Genomic DNA, 14,199 nt, shown 5'->3' on the forward strand with positions numbered 1-14,199 from the left:
TGCGGTCGCCCGAAGGGATGATCGACAGGGCGGGGTCCGGGGAGGAACGGCGCGATAGTTCGAAGGAGCGGGCGCTCCTGATTGGCGCGCACTGCCCCTATTTAAGGGCCTACAGGGAGCCTCTATGCCTTCGATTTCGTCTGTTCATCGCGTGTCTCGCGCTGCCCTGCTGATTGCCTGCTGCGCGGGTGCCTTATCTACTGCTGCCTGGGCGCAGGAGGTCGCTCCAACGGACGAAAATGACGGCATCACCGTAACCGGTCGCCGTATCTCGCAATCGTCGGAAGCGATCGGAGAAGACAGGGTCACCAACGTCGTGGCGGTCACGCGCGAGGCGCTGCTGTCCGCGCCGTCGGGCATTTCGGGCCTGAAGATGCTGGAGCAGTTGCCCGGCTTCAACGTCCAGACCGATGGTGCGCTGGGCCTCTATGAATTCGGCAACAGCGTTCAGACCCGCGCCTTCAACCTCGACCAGATCGGCTTCGTGGTCGACGGCATTCCCACCGGCCGCAGCGATGCCTTCGGCGGCAGCCCGGTCTTCCGCTATGTCGATAATGAAAATCTGGGCGTGGTGGAGGCTGCGGTCGGCGCGGGCGATGTCGGCCTGCCCAGCTATTCGACGCTTGGCCCGGTGGTGCAATACAACAGCATCCAGCCCCAGGAAGAGATGGGCCTGTTCGTGTCGCAGAGCTTCGGCGACTTCAACATGAAGCGCACCTTCATCCGTGCCAGCACCGGCCAAGTCGGACCGTTCCGCGCCTATGTCAGCCGCACCAAGCTGGACACCGACCTGTGGCGCGGTGATGGTACGGTTGATCGTGAACATTGGGAAGGCATGGTCCATGCCGATCTGGGCGGCGACAGCTGGGCTCGCTTCAAGTTCGTCTCGAACAAGTTCAACGACTTCGACTCGCCTTCGCTCAGCCGCAGCCAGTATCTGACCGGCACCGATGTCGGCGGCAAGAGCGGCCGGGATCGCGGCTATATCTCGGTCGTGCCCAACACCACGCCGGGCTTCGCGCCGGTCGCGGGCGGCCCCGCCTACAGCAACGCCAATTACGCCTATACCAACACCCTCGCCATCAACGTGCGCGACGACAAGCTCTATGGTGGCACGATTCATGCCGGTATTGCCGACGGTGTCTGGGCTGAAGCGACCGCCTATTATGAGGACAAGGGAGGATATGGCGTCTCGCCCGACACCTATGCCAATAGCCTGCTTTATTATACGCGGGAGACGGCGGCCGGCATCGCGCTCACCGCACCCAAGGGCACTCAATATGGCCTCTCTACAGTCGGTGGCGATCGCTATGGTCTGACCAGCAAGCTGCATTGGGAAATCGGTGCGCAGACGCTGGAAGTGGGCCTGTGGGGCGAGGTCGATACTTATAACCGGACCCAGGCACGCTACAACACGACCGACGGTTCGCCCGCCAGCACTCCCAATCTGGACGAACTCGTCTATGTTCGCCGCGACTATCAGAGCCAGCGTAATACGACGCAGGCGTTCGTCAAGGACCGGATTTCCCTGCTGGATGACAGCCTGATTTTCGATCTTGGTATCAAGGCGCTGAACATCGATTATCGATACAGCGGCTATCGCGACTTCAACGATTATTATCGCAATGCCGGCACGACGGCGGCACCCGTCTGGGTTGCCGGCTGGGGGCCGCAGACGCTGCGCGCCAGTTACAGCGACGGCTTCCTGCCGCAGGCGGGCGTCCTCTACAAGCTGGACAATCAGAGCCAGATCTTCGCTTCCTATGCAGAGAATATGGCGCTGCCCAAGGGGATGGACGATATCTTCTCGGTTTCGCTCGCCAGCACGGCGGCAGGCGTACCTGCACCCGCACCAGAGCGGTCGCAGAATTTCGAGGCAGGCATCCGCACCAATCAGGGCGAATTCTACGCGTCCTATGCCGTCTATTACACCAAGTTCAAGAACCGCATCCAGTCGATCGGGTCGATCCTGCCCGGCACGACCAACGTCATCGAAACCTTCTACCAGAATGTCGGCCGGGTTACGGCCTATGGCGCGGAATTCAGCGGCACCTACAAGCCGGGCTATCTGGATGGGTTGGCCTATTTCAACCTCAACGCCACCTATAATATCGCCAAGTTCAAGGATGACATCGTAACCGCGACGACCACCTACCAGACCGACGGCAAATATATTCCCGACAGCGCCAAGTGGATCGTCAGTGGCGGCGTCACGATCGAGCCGGCAAGCTGGCTGGTGGGCAATTTCAGCGGCAAATATACGTCGCGGCGCTGGTCGACTTTCGACAATTCTGCCGGGTCGAGCGTGAAGGGCTATACCGTGTTCAGCGCCTATGTGGATATTGGCGACGGCATCAGCCTGGGTCCGGTCAAGGGGGTGAAGGCGCGCTTCAACATCGACAATATCTTCGACAAGGATACGCTGTCCTACATCTCCTCCTCGGTGACGGGTGACGGCAATTTCCGGCCGCTGTCCCCTCGCACCTTCCAGTTCACCATCTCGGGCGAGATCTGATGCGCAACTATTATCTGATGGGGGCAGCGCTGGTCGCGCTGCTCCCGATCACCGCGCAGGCCCAGTCAAAATCTGCGTCTGGGGGCGTGTCGAAACAAGTCTATCAGCTGCACCAGAAGCTGATCACGCTCGACAGCCATCTCGACACGCCGGCCTCGCTCGACCTGCCCGACTGGTCGATCGACGAGGAGCATGGCGTCCATAGCGACTATACCCAGGTCGACCTGCCGCGCATGAAGAAGGGCGGCCTGGATGGCGGTTTCTGGGCGATCTACACCGGGCAGGGGCCGCTGACGATCGAGGGATTCCGCAAGGCGCGCGACTTCGCGTTGCTGCGCGGCATGTCGATCCGGTCGATGGTGGCGGCCGATCCCGACAATTTCACGCTGGCGCTGGAGGCGAAGGACGCCGCGCCGATCGCCGCGGCGGGCAAGCGTATCGTCTATATGTCGATCGAAAATGCCTATCCGCTCGGCGAGGATGTTTCGCTGATCAAGACATTCTACGACATGGGCGTGCGCGTGTCGGGCTTTGCCCATTTCGCGCACAACCAGTTCGCCGACAGCTCGACCGATCCGTCGAAGAAGCCGCGCTATGGTGGGCTCAGTCCGCTCGGCAAGGAATTGCTGAAGGAAATGAACCGGCTGGGCGTGGTGCCCGACGCCTCGCACAGCAGTGACCAGGTGCTGGACGATCTGCTGGCATTGTCGACCACGCCGGTGCTGCTGACCCATTCGGGCTGCAAGGCGGTCTATGATCATCCGCGCAACATCGATGATGACCACTTGAAAGCCCTGGCGGCCAAGGGTGGCGTCATCCAGATGAACGCCTATGGCGCCTATCTGCGCGCATCCAAGCCCAATCCGGAACGGCAGAAAGCGCTGATGGCGCTTTACAGTCAGATGCGGGAGGACGCGAAGATTTCGCCCGAGGCGCGGGCGGCGATGCTCGCCAAGCGGCAGGAGATCGACAGGCTCTATCCCGACACCGACCGGCCGACCTTCGACGATTTCATGGCGCATATGCTGCACGCGCTGAAGGTGGTCGGCCCTGATCATGTCGGCATTGGCCTTGACTGGGATGGCGGCGGCGGTGTCGTCGGCATGGAGGATGTGGTCGATCTTCCCAAGATCACCGACGCTTTGCTGAAGGCCGGCTATGGCGAGGCTGACGTACAGAAAATCTGGTCCGGCAACGTGTTGCGGGTGCTGGCCGCAGCCGAGGCTGCCAAGCAAAAATAACGACATATGCCGGACCGGACGTTGCTGGTCCGGCATGAAATCTTGTTAAGCCAATCGACGGGGGCGTTCCGGCCCGCTAAGGGGAGTCGGCACCAGAAAGGAGCGGTCGCATTTCGCCCATGCAGCACAAGCCGAAGCGCAGCCGGGCAATCGCCCTGCCGAACAGCGAGTTTCGCGCCCGCGCCACCGAATATCTCGATTTCCTCGCCGCCTGGGTGAAGAAGCCCCGGCAGACTGCGTCTGTCGTGCCGAGCAGCCGCTATCTGGCGCGGCTGATGGTGGCCAACATTGATCCGCAGGGCGGCCGCGTGCTGGAACTGGGCGGCGGCACTGGTGTCTTCACCCGCGCCATCCTGGAGACCGGCCTGCCGGCCGACATGCTGGAGGTGGTGGAGATCAACCCCGCCTTCGCGCGCGGGCTGCGTCGCCATTTTCCTCATGTGTCGATCCTGGAGACGCCGGCACAGATCGTCTCGGTCGCCGCCGCCGGTGGCCCTGGCGATTATCAGACCGTGGTCAGCGGCCTGCCGCTGCTGGCGATGGACCGCGCGATGCACATCGACATATTGTCCGAAGCCTTCCGCATGCTGAAGCCGGGCGGCAGCCTGGTGCAGTTCACCTATTCGACGCGGCCGCCAGTCAGCCGTGCGGTGCTGGATCAGCTAGGCCTGGAGGTTGTCCGCGCCGGCCATACGGTCCGCAATTTCCCGCCGGCAACGGTCTTTCGCTTCACCCGGCGCGGCGAATAGTCGGGACAAGAGGAAAGGGCCGCATCGCAGGATGCGGCCCTTCCTGTTTCTGCCTCAGTAGAAGGCGCCATAGACGACATCGACCACGCGGCGCGACCGGACCTCGACCAGCAGCAGGTCGGGGCCATAGCGCACCCAGCGATAGCCGTAGGGCGGCGCGCCCAGGCCCAGGCGCCAATAATCATTGTAATAATAATAGCTGGAGAAGAAGACCGCCGGCAGGAACAGGCCGACCGTCCAGCGCCGATAACGATAGCCGTGCGGATAGCGATAGGCGGGGCCAGGGAGTGGGCGGAAATTGGGTGGACGGCCGGCACCCGGACGATGGGGCTGGCCGGGCCGTGGCGGCTGCACGCCGGGACCACCGGGGCGCGGCGGTTGAGGCGAAGGACCGCCCGGCCGCGGTGGCTGGATTGCCGGCCCACCTGGCTGTCCAGATCCGGGACGGGGCGGCTGCGGATGGGAACCGCCGGGTCGGGATGGCTGGGTTGAGGGACCGCCAGGGCGCGTGGGCTGGGGCGAGGGACGAGGTGGGCGGGAAGGCTGTGCCGATCCGCCGGGGCGTGACGGGGCGGGGGCAGGCCGCGTCGAAGGCGCAGGTCGTGCGCCGCCATTGCCGGATGGCGGCCTGTTGCCCTGCTGGGCGATGGCGATATCGGGAACGACGATCAACGCGATCGAAAGATAGAGAACTGCCTTTTTCATAGCCTTCTCCACATGGTGGGGCGTAAAGCCTATGCCCGGCGCTGGTCCGCTTCAATCTTTTTCCAATATGTTGCCCCGCTTCGCTATTTGCCACGTCGCCGGTTGCATGGCGCGGTCTGCCTCCTATCTTCCCGGCACAAGGAAAGGGGGCGCTGCCGCATGGCATCCATCATCGAAATCAAGGGCCTGACGAAAAGCTATGCGTCGGGCTTTCAGGCGCTCAAGGGCGTCGACCTGAATATCGAGGAGGGCGAGATTTTCGCGCTGCTCGGTCCCAATGGCGCGGGCAAGACGACGATGATCTCGATCATCTGCGCCAATGTCCGCCCCTCTGGCGGCACCGTGACGGTCGCCGGCCATGACATCATCCGCGACTATCGCGGTGCGCGTTCGGCGATCGGGCTGGTGCCGCAGGAACTCAATACCGATCAGTTCGAGCGGGTGATCGACACCGTCACCTTCAGCCGCGGCCTGTTCGGCAAGCCGCGCAACGATGCCTATGTCGAAAAGATATTGCGCGACCTGTCGCTGTGGGACAAACGCAACAACAAGATCCGCGAGCTGTCCGGCGGGATGAAGCGCCGCGTGATGATCGCCAAGGCGCTGAGCCATGAACCACGCGTGTTGTTCCTCGACGAACCGACCGCCGGTGTTGATGTGGAACTGCGTCGCGACATGTGGAAGCTGATCGGCGAACTGCGGCAGACCGGCGTGACCATCATCCTCACCACCCATTATATCGAGGAAGCCGAGGAGATGGCCGACCGGGTGGGCGTCATCAACCATGGTCAGCTGATGCTGGTCGAGGACAAGACCGCGCTGATGGAGAAGCTGGGCAAGAAGACGCTGTCGATCATGCTGGCGGAGCCGATCGAGGCGCTGCCGCCCGAACTGGCCGACTGGGATGTGGCCCTGAAGGCGGAAGGGCAGGAGATCGAATATCTGTTCGACACCCGCGCCGAACGCACCGGCGTTTCCTCGCTGTTGCGCAAGCTTGGCGACCTGGGCATCGGCTACAAGGATCTCAACACGCGGCAGAGCAGCCTGGAGGATATTTTCGTGAGCCTGGTTCATCAGGAGAAGGCGGCATGAACGGCCCCAATCTGCGCGCCATCGCCGCCATCTACAAGTTCGAGCTGCACCGGTTCCGGCGCACCTGGCTGACCGGTCTGCTGGTGCCGGTCATCACTACCTCGCTCTATTTCATCGTGTTCGGCGGGGCGATCGGGTCGCGCATGACGGAGATTGACGGCATCCCCTATGGAGCCTTCATCGTCCCTGGCCTAATCATGATGTCGATGTTCACCGAAAGCATCTTCAACGCGAGTTTCGGCATCTACATGCCCAAATTTACGGGGACCATCTATGAACTGCTGTCGGCGCCGGTATCGGCGATGGAGACGGTGATTGCCTATGTCGGTGCTGCGGCGACCAAGGCGCTGATCGTCGGCTTCATCATCTTTGCGACGGCGCATCTGTTCGTCGATCTCCAGGTTGCGCACCCGTTCGCGATGGTCGGCTTCATGCTGCTGATCGCGGTGAGTTTCTGCCTGTTCGGCTTCATCCTGGGCATCTGGGCGCAGGGGTTCGAGCAGTTGCAGGTGATCCCGCTGCTCATCATCACGCCGATGACATTTCTGGGCGGCGCCTTCTACTCGATTCACATGCTGGCCGAGCCGTGGCGGACGATCACCCTGTTCAACCCGATCGTCTATCTGATTTCGGGCTTCCGCTGGACCTTCTTCGGCAAGGGTGATGTCGGGATCGAATTCAGCTTGCTGTTCGTAGGGGGCATGCTGGCAGTTTGCCTAGGCATCATCGCCTGGGTGTTCCGCACCGGCTATAGGCTCAAGAAGTAACGGTACAAGAAAAGGGCGGCCATTGGCCGCCCTTCTTCATTCCGGTCGATGCGATGTTGCTGTCGATCAGGCGGCCGCGCTCTGCGGATCGATCGCGAACAGTGTCACGCCCTTATATTTGTCGTCGCCCTGATCGTAGAGGCCGTGCATCGCCTCGAACGTCTCGTCCAGGGTTTCGACATCGCTCAGGCCCGCCAGCTTGAAGGTGCCCAGCTTCAACTCGCGCGGCGGGCGGCCATCGCGGTCGACGGTCACGGCGTCCATGAACATCTCGTCATGGCGCGTGTAGAGAATGTGCGGGGCCAGCGTGACGACCATCTTGTTATAGGTCGCCTTGAGGCACTTCTGAAGCGCGATTGCTTCGAAGATAGGGGTCGGGGAGTCCATGATGAGCCGCCCATATCAAAAAACCGGGACTCGTTTCAATTGCTTTGTGCGTCGCAGCATATGCCCGCGACGCAACCAGCCGGATTTTTACGACGAATCGTGTGTGCTATTTGCGGTCATGCGAGACGAGGTTCAGTCGGTCTCGTAGCGACCAGCGCGCGATCAGGAGGACGGCTACGGTGCCCAGGCCGGCAGCCAGACCGAACCAGATGCCGACCCCGCGCAGGCCGAGCGGGAAGGCGAGCAGGGCACCGACACCGATACCGATAATCCAGTAGCCGACCAGGGCGAAGATCATCGGCACCTTGGTGTCCTGAATCCCGCGCAGCACGCCAGCGCCCACGGCCTGCGCGGCATCCACCAGTTGGAACAGCGCGGCGACCGCCAGGAAGCTGACCGCCAGATTAGCCGTGGCGAGATTGGCCGGATCATGGACGTCGAGGAAGATCGACACAAGCGGACGCGGGATGAGCACGAGCATCAGAGCGGCCGCCATGGCGAAACCGGTGCCGACGATCAGCGCCAGCCAGCCTGCGCGGCCGATCGCGGCGGGATCGGCCCGGCCATGGGCTACACCGACACGCACGGTCGCAGCCTGGCCGATGCCCATCGGCACCATGAACACCAGCGAGGCGATCTGGATCGCCACGGCATGGGCGGCGAGCGATTCCCGGTCGATCAGCCCCATCAGGAAGGCTGAGGCGTTGAACACCGTGACTTCCAGCCCCAGCGTAATCGCGATCGGCAGGCCCAGCGTCCACACCGCCCGCTGCCGCTCGCGATCACGCGTCCAGAAGCGGCCCATCAGGCGATAGCGGCGGAAGCGGCGGTCGACCAATATGACGGTCAGCAGGCCCAGGAACAGGAAGGTCGAGGACAGGGTGCTGGCGATGCCGGCGCCCAGAAGGCCGAGGGCGGGGAACCCCAGATGACCAAAGATCAGCACCCAGCCGACCAGCACATTGAATGGGATGGCGAGCAGCATGATGATCAGGCCCCAGAGCGGCCGTTCCAGTGCCGAGATGAAATTGCGCAGCGTCGTGAAGCAGAGGAAGGGCAGCAGCGCCCATTGCATCCCGCGCATCAGGTGGCCAGCTTCGCGCGCCAGATCGGGCTCCTGGCCCATGGCGCGCAGGATCGCCTCGCAATGCCACAGGATCAGCCATGCCGGCAGCACGAAGAAGGCGGCGGCGCGCAGTGTCTGGTGGACGGTGCGGCGCACGTCGCGCACCGAATGGCGGCGACGGCCGCGCTCACTGGCGATCAGCGGCGCGGCAGCGGTGACGAGGCCGAGGCCAAAGATCAGCAGCGCGTTGAAGAGGTTGATCGCAAGAGCGCCGGCGGCGACCGCTTCCGCCCCCAGTCGTCCGACCAGCAGCAGGTCGGTCGCGGCGATCCCCGACCAGGCGACATTGCCCGCGATCATGGGAATGGCGAGCGTGACGAGCGCGCGCGCCTCGATGCGCCAGGGGGAAGATTGGGTCACTTGGAAGGTCCGGAACGAGGGAGGCGCCGGCAAGGGGGCGGGCGCTCCCCTTAATCGCCTCAATGCTTCTTGAACAGATGCAGCACGGCAACGATGATGCCGCCGATCACCAGCCCGACGATGCCTGCGCCGATCGCATTCACCAGCCAGTCGACCACCGGGGCGATCGCAGGCACGGCATGGGCTGCACCTTGCGCCAGATGATGGATGGTGCCGGGGATCAGATCCCAATGAAATTCGTGCAGGCCATGAACGATCAGGCCGCCGCCGACCCACAGCATCGCCGCCGTGCCAACGACGCCCAGCACGCTCATCACGACCGGCATCGCCTTCACCATGCCGCGGCCGATGGCGCGGGTGACGGCCGCACTGCGCTCCGCAAGGTGCAGGCCGATATCATCCATCTTCACGATCAGGCCGACGACGCCATAGACGCCCGCCGTGATGCCGATGGCGACGACGACCAGGATGATCGCCTGTTCCCAGATCGGCTCGCTGGCCACCGTGCCGAGCGCGATCGCCATGATTTCACCCGACAGGATGAAATCGGTGCGGATCGCGCTGGCGACTTTCTGGTCCTCCAGTTCCTTGGACGTCAATGTCGCGGCGGCATCTGCCACTTCGTCATGGCCACCCTGGATCGCTTCCAGCAGCTTTTCTGCGGCCTCGAAGCAGAGGAATGCACCGCCCAGCATCAGCAGCGGCGGCAGTAGCCAGGGGGCAAAGGCGCTGAGCGCCAGCGCGGCTGGCAGCAAGAACAGCAGCTTGTTGCGCAGCGATCCCCGCGCGATCTTCCAGATGATCGGCAGTTCGCGGTCGGGTGTCAGGCCCATGACATAATTGGGCGTGACGGCAGTATCGTCGATGACGACGCCGGCGGCCTTGGTACCGGCCTTGCCGGCCGCAGCGGCGACGTCATCCAGCGACGTGGCCGCCATCTTGGCGATACCGGCGACGTCGTCGAGCAACGCGATCAGACCCGAAGGCATGGTTGAATAATTCCCCTGTTGAAACGGACGGATATCGTCCGTGCGCGCTTCTTAATGCGCGGGCAGGGTATGGGCAATGGAGCGATGATTGCCGGTTCGTGACCGGGCGTCGGCTATATCAGTAATTGCCCGGCGGATCACTCGCGGGGAAGGATTCGTCGGACTGTTCGTCGATCATGTCCCAATCGCTGTCTCCCGTCTGCGGGCCGGCGTCGCGAACGATGCCCGATGAGCCGACCGGGCCGCGATCGTCCACATCCTTGGGATCGGCGTTGCAATCCGTCGCGGACCGGTCCTTCAGGCTTTTCCAGGCGACGGCGCCCAGTCCGGTCAGAAAGGCCAGTTTCAACAATCCCTTCATGGTGCTTCCTTTGGCGGGCTGTGCAGATGGACCCATTTGGCAGCGTCTTGGTCGATGGCTTCGGGGGGCAGGCGAATTTCGCCCTCCTCGTCTGCACTGCCGGAATGATCCTCGTCGGCGCCGGTCATGCCGGGTGGGAAGATGGTCCAGCGTTGCTGCAGGGCAGTATCGATCATCGCCTGCCAGGCGGTAACGTCCCCTGTCTCGCGCATCGCCGGATCGGGTTCCTTGAGCAGCGCCAATATGCTGGCGGCATCCTCTACCCAATAGGGCCAGTTATGCGTTGCGCCGGCGGCCAGATGCCGGGCGAGGCGCTCAAGCAGGGTGCGTTGATCCATGACGTCCGGAACGTTCATGGCGACTCTCCGTTCCTCATCTTCTCGTGTCGCAACCTAATGGCGATCGAACGGAAATGCCCCTCGGGATTTGAACCGATATGGCGCAGAAAAAGGAGGCAGGCATGCCACGAGGCGACAAGGGCCGTTACACCGACAAGCAGAAACGCAAGGCTGCGCATATCGCCGAAAGCTATGAAGGGCGTGGTGTGTCGCATGACGAGGCGGAGGCGCGGGCCTGGGCGACGGTGAACAAGGATTCGGGCGGCGGAAACCTGTCGGGATCGGGGCGGGGCAAGCCCGACAGCCATGCCGCCGAGCGGCGCAAGGCTGCGGATCGATCGGCCGCGGCGAAGAAGGGCTGGGAAACGCGCCGCCACCGGGCGCAGGGCTGAAATCAGGGCGAGAAGATATCGCCGTTGCTGAAATGGGCGGCGAGATGATCGATCCAGGCCCGCACCAGCGGCGGCAGCCCGGTGCGGGTGGTGAAGACGAGGTGGACGATCCCCTCCTGCGCCTGCCATTCGGGGAAAGGCAGTGCCAAGGCGCCCGAGCGCAGGTCGGCCATGCAGACATGATCGGGCAGCAATGCCACGCCCAGTCCGGCAATGGCGGCGCGGCGGATGGTCTCGAAATCGCCGCAGCTCAGGCGCGGATGATGCTCGATCACCCGTGCCGCACCATCGGGGCCTTCGAGATGCCAGCTCACCGCGCCATCCTCCCCCGATGAACTGAGCGTCGGCAGGGTTGGCAGGGCATCGATGTCCTGTCCTGCCATCTGATTGGCCAGCGCGGGGCTGGCGACCAGGATACGGCGGCTGCGCGCCAGGGTGCGCATGGTCAGTTCCGCATCGGTGTCCAGCCGGATGCGCACGCGGAGGGCGACGTCGATCCGCTCGCCGATGAGGTCGACGGGGCGATCGACCGCGACGATCTGGACATGGCCCTTGGGATAGAGCGTCAGGAAATCGGGCAATATGGCGGCGACGAACGGGGTGAGGCCGGTCGGGCAGGAAAAGCGCACAGTGCCCCTGGGTTCGCTGAGGCTGGATTCGACCAGCGCTTCTGCGCGTTCCGCGGCGGCCACGGCGATGCGGCACTGGTCATAGACCGACAAGCCGAGCTCGGTGACCCGGAACCGGCGGGAGGAGCGTTCGATCAGTCGCACGCCCAGTCGCTGTTCCAGCTCCGCAACCCGTCGGCTGAGCTTCGACTTTGGCAGGCGCAGCGCCCGGCCGGCGGCGGCAAATCCGCCATGGGTCACGACCGCCGCGAACAGACGAAGATCATTCATATCCTGCATATCATTGTTCTAATTATGGAACGATGGATGTCAATTTTGCTGTCTACAGCGAAAATCGTTCCAGGATTATTTCCAATGACACAGGCAGTGCAGGGTGCATCGCCGGACAGAAAGGAAATGATCATGGCACGCAAATTGGAAAACAAGGTCGCGGTGGTGACCGGCGGGACGACCGGCATTGGCCTGGGTATCGCGCAGGAACTGGCCGAAGCAGGGGCCAGGCTGTTCATCGCCGGCCGACGGCAGGAGGAACTGGACGCGGCGGTCCGCACCATTGGCCATGGCGCCGTCGGGGTGCAGGGCGACGTGACCCAGTTCGCCGATCTCGATCGCCTCTATGATGTCGTGCAGCAGCATGGCGCCCAGATCGACATATTGGTCGCCAATGCCGGCGGCGGCAGCTTCCAGCCGATCGGCGCCATTACCGAGGAGGAGTTCGATCGCACCTTCGGCCTGAATGTGAAGGCGACGCTGTTTACGGTGCAGAAGGCGCTGCCGCTGCTGCGCGACGGGGCTTCGATCATCCTGACCGGATCGACGGAGTCGGTGCGCGCGCTGCCGGCGTTCAGCGTCTATGGTGCGACCAAGGCGGCGATTCGCAATTTTGCGCGCCACTGGATACTGGACCTCAAGGACCGGCATATCCGGGTCAACACGATCGCGCCGGGCGCCACCCGCACGCCGGGGCTACAGGGACTGGCTGCTGACGACGCGGAATGGCAGGCGCTGGAAGGTGGTCTGGCGGCGCAAATCCCGCTCGGCCGGCTGGCCGACCCGCGCGAGATCGGCAAGGCGGCGGCTTTCCTTGCCTCCGACGACGCCAGCTATGTCAACGGCGTCGAACTGTTCGTCGATGGCGGCTTCGCGCAGATCTGAGCCGCGTCCGCTCTCTTCAAGGCAACAAAAAAGCCGCCCGGTGACGGGCGGCTTTTTCGTTTTTCAGAGCGAAGAGGCTCAGGCTTCTTCGGCCGGGGCTTCTTCCGCCTCGACGGCGATTTCGCCCGGCTCGGCGTTCGGATCATAATCCTCGGTGAAGCCGCTCTCGTCCTTTTCGAACAGGTCGGCCATCACGTCCACGCCCTGCGACTGCAGTTCGGCTTCTTCCGGCGAGCGCGCAACGTTCACCGTGATGGTGACGGCGACTTCCGGATGCAGCGCGACCTTGACGTCGAAGACGCCCAGGGTCTTGATCGGGCGTTCCAGCACGACCATCGCCTTGGAGACGTTGGTGATGCCATCAGCATGCAGCGCGTCGACGATGTCGCGAACGGCAACCGAACCGTAGAGCGCGCCGGCGTTCGACGACTGGCGGATCAGGACGATCTGCGTGCCGTTGACGCCCTCGGCAGCCGTCTCGGCGTCCGAGCGGCGAGCCGCGTTGTCGGCTTCGATCTTCGCGCGGTTGGCTTCGAAGACCTTCTTGTTGGCGGCGTTCGAACGAAGCGCCTTCTTGTTGGGCAGCAGGAAGTTACGGGCATAGCCGTCCTTCACGGTGACGATGTCGCCGATCGCGCCCAGCTTCTCGATACGCTCGAGCAGGATGATTTCCATGGGTATCTACTCCCTTACTTCACGATGTAGGGCAGGAGGCCCAGGTGACGGGCGCGCTTGATGGCCTGGGCCAGCTCACGCTGCTTCTTGGCCGAAACGGCCGTGATGCGGCTGGGGACGATCTTGCCGCGCTCGGACACGAAGCCCTGCAGCAGACGGACGTCCTTATAATCGATCTTCGGCGCATCCTTGGCGGCGAAGGGGCAGCTCTTGCGGCGGCGGAAAAACGGGCGTGCCATGTTTCAGATCTCCTTATTCGGCAGCCGGGGCGGCTTCTTCGCGGTCGCGGCGCGGGCCACGATCTTCGCGAGGACCACGGGGGCCGCGATCACCACGATCGCCGCGCTCCGAACGCTCCTGCTTGCGCATCATCACCGACGGACCGGTTTCCAGCTCTTCGACCTTGATGGTCATGTAGCGGATGATGTCTTCGTTGATCTGGGTCTGACGCTCCAGCTCGGCAATCACGTTGCCCGGGGCGTCGATGTTCAGCATGACGTAGTGCGCCTTGCGGTTCTTGGCGATCTTATACGCGAGCGAACGCAGGCCCCAGGTCTCGACCTTGGTCACCTTGCCTTCATTTTCCTCGACGATCTTGGTGGCGGTTTCCGCCAGAGCGTCCACCTGCGCCTGTGCCAGATCCTGGCGCGCAAGGAACACATGCTCGTAAAGAGCCATGGGTATTGCCTCATCTGTTGGCCGATCGCTGACGCCCACC

General features: G+C 63.3%; 17 protein-coding genes. 7 read left to right on the forward strand and 10 right to left on the reverse strand.

Going from position 1 to position 14,199, the window contains the following annotated elements; all coding sequences use genetic code 11:
* Positions 1-124 precede the first annotated feature (124 nt).
* From GGQ90_RS03120 to GGQ90_RS03130, 3 genes are all read left to right on the forward strand, one after another.
* Positions 125-2,515 carry a TonB-dependent receptor gene (locus GGQ90_RS03120; RefSeq protein WP_188080777.1) on the forward strand — a complete coding sequence of 797 codons (2,391 nt, stop codon included), beginning with the start codon at positions 125-127 and terminating at the stop codon, positions 2,513-2,515.
* A complete protein-coding gene (locus GGQ90_RS03125; RefSeq protein ID WP_188080778.1) occupies positions 2,515-3,756 on the forward strand; it encodes a dipeptidase in 1,242 nt (413 codons plus the stop codon). The genes GGQ90_RS03120 and GGQ90_RS03125 overlap by 1 nt, the downstream gene beginning before the upstream one ends.
* Positions 3,757-3,875: 119 nt before the next feature.
* The gene (locus tag GGQ90_RS03130; protein ID WP_188080779.1) at positions 3,876-4,505 is read left to right on the forward strand and encodes a class I SAM-dependent methyltransferase; all 630 of its coding nucleotides are present in this window, start codon (positions 3,876-3,878) and stop codon (positions 4,503-4,505) included.
* A 54-nt stretch (positions 4,506-4,559) separates the two neighbouring features.
* On the opposite strand, the gene GGQ90_RS29805 is transcribed toward GGQ90_RS03130, so the two are convergent.
* Positions 4,560-4,859, reverse strand: a complete 300-nt coding sequence (locus GGQ90_RS29805; RefSeq protein WP_343053526.1) for an RcnB family protein — start codon at positions 4,857-4,859, stop codon at positions 4,560-4,562.
* A gap of 510 nt (positions 4,860-5,369) precedes the next feature.
* Here GGQ90_RS29805 and GGQ90_RS03140 point away from each other — a divergent pair.
* Both GGQ90_RS03140 and GGQ90_RS03145 read left to right on the forward strand, forming a co-directional pair.
* Positions 5,370-6,302, forward strand: a complete 933-nt coding sequence (locus GGQ90_RS03140) for an ABC transporter ATP-binding protein (RefSeq protein WP_188080781.1) — start codon at positions 5,370-5,372, stop codon at positions 6,300-6,302.
* A complete protein-coding gene (locus tag GGQ90_RS03145; RefSeq protein WP_188080782.1) occupies positions 6,299-7,069 on the forward strand; it encodes an ABC transporter permease in 771 nt (256 codons plus the stop codon). Before GGQ90_RS03140 ends, GGQ90_RS03145 begins: the two co-directional genes overlap by 4 nt.
* Positions 7,070-7,135: 66 nt before the next feature.
* Here GGQ90_RS03145 and GGQ90_RS03150 read toward each other — a convergent pair whose 3' ends face one another.
* From GGQ90_RS03150 to GGQ90_RS03170, 5 genes are all read right to left on the reverse strand, one after another.
* Positions 7,136-7,456 (reverse strand): hypothetical protein, encoded by a 321-nt coding sequence (locus tag GGQ90_RS03150; protein WP_188080783.1) that lies wholly within the window; start codon positions 7,454-7,456, stop codon positions 7,136-7,138.
* A gap of 106 nt (positions 7,457-7,562) precedes the next feature.
* Positions 7,563-8,882, reverse strand: a complete 1,320-nt coding sequence (locus tag GGQ90_RS03155) for an MATE family efflux transporter (protein ID WP_223178078.1) — start codon at positions 8,880-8,882, stop codon at positions 7,563-7,565.
* 119 nt (positions 8,883-9,001) lie between these two features.
* Entirely contained in the window at positions 9,002-9,931 is a 930-nt protein-coding gene (locus GGQ90_RS03160) for a DUF808 domain-containing protein (RefSeq protein ID WP_188080785.1), read from the reverse strand.
* 118 nt (positions 9,932-10,049) lie between these two features.
* Positions 10,050-10,292, reverse strand: coding sequence for a hypothetical protein (locus tag GGQ90_RS03165; RefSeq protein WP_188080786.1), 243 nt, complete (start codon positions 10,290-10,292; stop codon positions 10,050-10,052).
* Positions 10,289-10,648 (reverse strand): hypothetical protein, encoded by a 360-nt coding sequence (locus tag GGQ90_RS03170; protein ID WP_188080787.1) that lies wholly within the window; start codon positions 10,646-10,648, stop codon positions 10,289-10,291. Before GGQ90_RS03170 ends, GGQ90_RS03165 begins: the two co-directional genes overlap by 4 nt.
* Before the next feature lie 104 nt (positions 10,649-10,752).
* On the opposite strand from GGQ90_RS03170, the gene GGQ90_RS03175 reads away from it, so the two are divergent.
* Complete coding sequence (locus tag GGQ90_RS03175; RefSeq protein WP_188080788.1) at positions 10,753-11,022, forward strand: plasmid stabilization protein; 270 nt, start codon at positions 10,753-10,755, stop codon at positions 11,020-11,022.
* A 2-nt stretch (positions 11,023-11,024) separates the two neighbouring features.
* Here GGQ90_RS03175 and GGQ90_RS03180 read toward each other — a convergent pair whose 3' ends face one another.
* Positions 11,025-11,921, reverse strand: a complete 897-nt coding sequence (locus GGQ90_RS03180) for a LysR family transcriptional regulator (RefSeq protein ID WP_246428104.1) — start codon at positions 11,919-11,921, stop codon at positions 11,025-11,027.
* Between the two features lie 132 nt (positions 11,922-12,053).
* On the opposite strand from GGQ90_RS03180, the gene GGQ90_RS03185 reads away from it, so the two are divergent.
* Positions 12,054-12,806, forward strand: a complete 753-nt coding sequence (locus GGQ90_RS03185) for an SDR family NAD(P)-dependent oxidoreductase (RefSeq protein WP_188080790.1) — start codon at positions 12,054-12,056, stop codon at positions 12,804-12,806.
* Positions 12,807-12,884: 78 nt separating this feature from the next.
* Here the strand turns inward: GGQ90_RS03185 and rplI are convergent, their stop codons facing one another.
* Genes rplI through rpsF form a run of 3 tightly spaced genes read right to left on the reverse strand, consistent with a single transcriptional unit; the run spans position 12,885 to position 14,159 of the window.
* A complete protein-coding gene (rplI, locus tag GGQ90_RS03190; RefSeq protein ID WP_188080791.1) occupies positions 12,885-13,481 on the reverse strand; it encodes a 50S ribosomal protein L9 in 597 nt (198 codons plus the stop codon).
* Between the two features lie 14 nt (positions 13,482-13,495).
* Positions 13,496-13,720 (reverse strand): 30S ribosomal protein S18, encoded by a 225-nt coding sequence (rpsR, locus tag GGQ90_RS03195; protein WP_004212076.1) that lies wholly within the window; start codon positions 13,718-13,720, stop codon positions 13,496-13,498.
* A gap of 13 nt (positions 13,721-13,733) precedes the next feature.
* On the reverse strand, positions 13,734-14,159 hold the full coding sequence (gene rpsF, locus GGQ90_RS03200) for a 30S ribosomal protein S6 (protein WP_007708840.1): 426 nt from the start codon (positions 14,157-14,159) through the stop codon (positions 13,734-13,736).
* Positions 14,160-14,199: the final 40 nt, after the last annotated feature.

This window comes from Sphingobium scionense, assembly GCF_014197035.1.
GTDB classification, from domain to species: Bacteria; Pseudomonadota; Alphaproteobacteria; order Sphingomonadales; family Sphingomonadaceae; genus Sphingobium; species Sphingobium scionense.

Coding starts and splice junctions, on each gene's coding strand:
- GGQ90_RS03180 (WP_246428104.1), bottom strand. CDS start 11,921: ATGAATGATCTTCGTCTGTTCGCGGCGGTCGTGACCCATGGCGGATTT.
- rpsR (WP_004212076.1), bottom strand. CDS start 13,720: ATGGCACGCCCGTTTTTCCGCCGCCGCAAGAGCTGCCCCTTCGCCGCC.
- GGQ90_RS03120 (WP_188080777.1), top strand. CDS start 125: ATGCCTTCGATTTCGTCTGTTCATCGCGTGTCTCGCGCTGCCCTGCTG.
- rplI (WP_188080791.1), bottom strand. CDS start 13,481: ATGGAAATCATCCTGCTCGAGCGTATCGAGAAGCTGGGCGCGATCGGC.
- GGQ90_RS03175 (WP_188080788.1), top strand. CDS start 10,753: ATGCCACGAGGCGACAAGGGCCGTTACACCGACAAGCAGAAACGCAAG.
- GGQ90_RS03165 (WP_188080786.1), bottom strand. CDS start 10,292: ATGAAGGGATTGTTGAAACTGGCCTTTCTGACCGGACTGGGCGCCGTC.
- rpsF (WP_007708840.1), bottom strand. CDS start 14,159: ATGGCTCTTTACGAGCATGTGTTCCTTGCGCGCCAGGATCTGGCACAG.
- GGQ90_RS03125 (WP_188080778.1), top strand. CDS start 2,515: ATGCGCAACTATTATCTGATGGGGGCAGCGCTGGTCGCGCTGCTCCCG.
- GGQ90_RS03150 (WP_188080783.1), bottom strand. CDS start 7,456: ATGGACTCCCCGACCCCTATCTTCGAAGCAATCGCGCTTCAGAAGTGC.
- GGQ90_RS03170 (WP_188080787.1), bottom strand. CDS start 10,648: ATGAACGTTCCGGACGTCATGGATCAACGCACCCTGCTTGAGCGCCTC.
- GGQ90_RS03185 (WP_188080790.1), top strand. CDS start 12,054: ATGGCACGCAAATTGGAAAACAAGGTCGCGGTGGTGACCGGCGGGACG.
- GGQ90_RS03145 (WP_188080782.1), top strand. CDS start 6,299: ATGAACGGCCCCAATCTGCGCGCCATCGCCGCCATCTACAAGTTCGAG.
- GGQ90_RS03155 (WP_223178078.1), bottom strand. CDS start 8,882: ATGATCGCGGGCAATGTCGCCTGGTCGGGGATCGCCGCGACCGACCTG.
- GGQ90_RS03160 (WP_188080785.1), bottom strand. CDS start 9,931: ATGCCTTCGGGTCTGATCGCGTTGCTCGACGACGTCGCCGGTATCGCC.
- GGQ90_RS03140 (WP_188080781.1), top strand. CDS start 5,370: ATGGCATCCATCATCGAAATCAAGGGCCTGACGAAAAGCTATGCGTCG.
- GGQ90_RS03130 (WP_188080779.1), top strand. CDS start 3,876: ATGCAGCACAAGCCGAAGCGCAGCCGGGCAATCGCCCTGCCGAACAGC.